General features: G+C 58.8%; 5 protein-coding genes. 2 read left to right on the top strand and 3 right to left on the bottom strand.

Annotated features, from left to right (window positions below):
- The 3 genes from A3754_RS20910 to glnK all read right to left on the bottom strand — a co-directional run.
- Positions 1-213 (bottom strand): hypothetical protein (locus A3754_RS20910; protein ID WP_197468756.1); only part of this gene is annotated, 213 nt, incomplete at its 3' end.
- 147 nt (positions 214-360) lie between these two features.
- Positions 361-1,608, bottom strand: coding sequence for an ammonium transporter (locus A3754_RS20905; protein WP_063521217.1), 1,248 nt, complete (start codon positions 1,606-1,608; stop codon positions 361-363).
- Positions 1,609-1,681: 73 nt separating this feature from the next.
- Complete coding sequence (glnK, locus tag A3754_RS20900) at positions 1,682-2,020, bottom strand: P-II family nitrogen regulator (protein WP_008930504.1); 339 nt, start codon at positions 2,018-2,020, stop codon at positions 1,682-1,684.
- 311 nt (positions 2,021-2,331) lie between these two features.
- Here glnK and A3754_RS20895 point away from each other — a divergent pair, with 311 nt between their 5' ends.
- Both A3754_RS20895 and A3754_RS20890 read left to right on the top strand, forming a co-directional pair.
- A complete protein-coding gene (locus tag A3754_RS20895; protein ID WP_039926478.1) occupies positions 2,332-2,580 on the top strand; it encodes an accessory factor UbiK family protein in 249 nt (82 codons plus the stop codon).
- A 230-nt stretch (positions 2,581-2,810) separates the two neighbouring features.
- A partial coding sequence (locus A3754_RS20890) for a YifB family Mg chelatase-like AAA ATPase (protein WP_197468755.1) occupies positions 2,811-3,670 on the top strand: 860 nt, incomplete at its 3' end.

Raw genomic sequence — 3,670 nt, 5'->3', positions numbered from 1 at the left:
GACCAGCTCTTGCTGCAGGGTTTCCAGACTGGCCACTTCTTCCAGCGCCTGTTCAAGCAACGTCTGCTCATCCAGGCCTGCGCTGTTGCCGCTACTGAGCGCTTTGTCCAATGGGCTCGCAGCAGACTCACCGCCGCCGCCATCAGAACCGCCGCCACCCCCGCAACCGCTTAAAAGCGCCAACAGCAACAGAACCCCGACCACGTTACGCATCCCGACCACCTACGAAGTTTTTATTAGTTGGGCGGCATCTTACGGAACTGGCTCGTCCCGGTCGGGAACCTGCGCACAAAAAAAGCCCCGGCCAACTGGCCGGGGCTTTTCGTGTTGCGTGACGCGTGTTGCTTGTTGCGTCTCTTATTACCCCTTCACAAACTCAGGGTAGGCTTCCATACCGCAGTCTGCGATATCCATGCCTTCGTACTCTTCTTCTTCGCTGACACGGATGCCCATGACCGCTTTCAGGATGCCCCACACTACCAGGCTGGCTACGAATACCCAGATGAAGATAGTCAGCGCACCAATCAGCTGGCCAGAGAAGCTGGCGCCACCGTCATCGGTCAGCGGGTTGGTGATCGGCACCAGCATCAGGCCCAGGAAGCCAACCACACCGTGTACGGAGATCGCACCTACCGGATCATCGATCTTCAGCTTGTCCAGAGTCAGGATGCTGAATACCACCAGCACACCACCCAGAGCACCGAACAGGGTCGCCTGCAGGGCAGTCGGCGTAGAAGGCTCAGCGGTGATCGCTACCAGGCCAGCCAGGGCGCCGTTAAGCAGCATGGTCAGGTCGGCTTTGCCAAACAGGATGCGGCCAACGATCAGCGCAGCAATGGCACCACCGGCAGCAGCAGCGTTAGTGTTCATGAACACAACCGCAACCGCGTTGGAGTCACCGACACTGGAGGTTGCCAGCACAGAGCCACCGTTAAAGCCGAACCAGCCCAACCACAGGATGAAGGTACCCAGTGCGGCCAGCGGCAGGTTGGAACCCGGAATAGCGTGTACTTCACCGTTCGGGCCGTACTTGCCTTTACGTGCACCCAGCAGCAGAACACCGGCCAGGGCAGCAGCAGCACCCGCCATGTGAACGATGCCGGAACCCGCAAAGTCAGAGAAGCCCAGATCGCCCAGGTTATACAGGCCGAACACATCAGCGCCGCCCCAGGTCCAGGACCCTTCCAGCGGGTAGATAACGCCGGTCATAACCACTGCAAAGACCAGGAATGCCCACAACTTCATCCGCTCAGCCACTGCACCGGATACGATGGACATGGCGGTTGCCACAAACACAACCTGGAAGAAGAAGTCCGCAGAAGGCGCATAGGTTGCCGCTTCTTCTGCACCGGCAACCCCGTCACCCACAATCCCGGACAGGAAGATGGCGCCGTCATACATGATCGCGTAACCGCAAACCATGTACATGGTGCTGGCAATGGCAAACAAGGCCACGTTCTTGGTGAGAATTTCGGTGGTGTTCTTGGCACGCACCAGGCCAGCTTCCAGCATGGCAAAGCCTGCCGCCATCCACATGACCAACGCGCCACAGATCAGGAAATAAAACGTATCCAGCGCGTATTTCAATTCAAAAATTTGGTTTTCCACAATGCAACCCTCCGAAAATGGAAGCGTGTTTTCCTAAAGCCCTGGCATGGGTCAATTCAAAACACGGTAAAACTTAAATCGCGTCCTCGCCGGTTTCACCGGTACGGATACGAATCGCTTGCTCAAGGGAGGTAACGAAGATCTTGCCGTCACCAATTTTGCCGGTATTCGCGGCTTTCGCGATGGCTTCAATCACTTGGTCCAGGCTGGACTCGGCGATGGCCACTTCGATTTTTACCTTGGGCAGGAAATCCACCACGTACTCGGCACCCCGGTACAGCTCGGTGTGACCTTTCTGGCGTCCAAAGCCTTTCACTTCGGTAACAGTGATGCCCTGCACGCCAATCTCGGAGAGTGCTTCACGCACGTCATCCAATTTGAACGGCTTAATTACGGCAGTAACCAGTTTCATTTCTTTCTCCTCAGCTTTCACCGCGTCCGGTGACGTCCGTTTCTCTTCGAGCCCCGTTATGGTTCCCGATCCACAGCTTGCGCGAACGCTCTGACCCAATTAGTGCACGACCCATGCCAGTTTTAGAAAATCATGCATTTTCAGGGATTTACATCACGGTCTGGATTCATCATCCAGGCCCGGCGCGCCATTATAGCGCACCACAATGGGGCGGGATCCAAGTTGGTGCAGAATGTCTGCCCGCGCCAGCCGGTGCCTCGCCCCCGCACACCGTGCTACCATCCGCGTATCATTACAAGGACGCCGTTGTCATGCCCGATCAGCCCTTTATCGACCGCCTCATGGCCGACATCAGCCGCCGCCTGCCCACCGACCTGGGCGGCCTGCGCAGCGAAGTAGAGCGAAACGTGCGCAGCGTACTGGCGGAAACCGTCAGCCGCCTGGATCTGATCACCCGGGAAGAGTTCGATATCCAGCAACAAGTACTACTCCGTACCCGTGAAAAGCTGGAAGCACTGGAAAAACAGGTGGCCGAGCTGGAGAAGTCAGCAGACGCTTGATCAGCGTTTGCGCCTACCGAACCCTCACAGCCAAAAAGCGAGTGACGAAAAACAAACCCACCCCAGGTTTTCGCTTCTCGTCACTCGTCACTAACCAAGCCTGATCGTCGTAACGCCCCTCGCCCCTACAGACAATCCGATTTCCTACGTCTGCCGCCACCAACCTCGCACAGGCAGGCAAGCCCTTCCCTCGTACACTGCCTCACAAACCATTGAATTTGTGAGGAATCGTGACGCATGCGCTGCTATACAGTCGGGCACCGGTAGGCATTGAAGCCCGCACCGTGCGGGTAGAAACCCATCTGGCACCGGGCCTGCCGGCATTCACCATCGTCGGCTTGGGAGATACCGCCGTGCGCGAGAGCCGCGATCGGGTCCGCTCCGCACTGGTCAACAGCGGCTTCGACTTTCCCCAGCGGCGCATCACCGTAAGCCTGGCCCCGGCGGATCTTCCAAAAGACGGCGGGCGTTTTGATCTGGCCATTGCGCTGGGCATCCTGATCGCCAGCGGGCAACTGGGTAACATCACCACCGACCACTACGAGTTTATTGGCGAGCTGTCGCTGAACGGCCGACTCAATCCCGTTTCCGGCATGCTGCCCTCTTCTCTTGCCTGTCTGGCGGAAGATCGCACCCTCATCGTCGCCGCCGATAACGCCGAAGAAGCCGGCCTGCCCGGCACCCCAACCCTGGCCGCCAACCAGCTGGCTCGGGTTGCCGCCCATCTCACCGGCCAGCAACCCCTGGAACGCCACCAGTGCCAACCACCCTCCAAGCAGCCTTTTCAGGGCGGCTGCCTGTCGGAAATCCGGGGCCAGCAAACCGCCAAGCGGGTGCTGGAGATTGCCGCGGCAGGAGGCCATTCCCTGCTTTTATGTGGGCCTCCAGGTGCAGGGAAGAGCATGCTCGCCTCGCGGTTGCCCGGATTGATGCCGCCCATGCGCACGGCTCAAGCTCTGGAAGTGGCAGCCATTCATTCACTCAAACAGCCCCGCAACAGCCGGCTTTTTTATCAACGCCCTTACCGGGCACCGCACCATACTTCCTCGGCAACGGCCCTGGTCGGCGGTGGCAGTTACCCGCGGCCCGG

This window comes from Alcanivorax sp. HI0083 (assembly GCF_001635175.1).
This window is presented reverse-complemented; position numbering and strand designations above follow the sequence as displayed.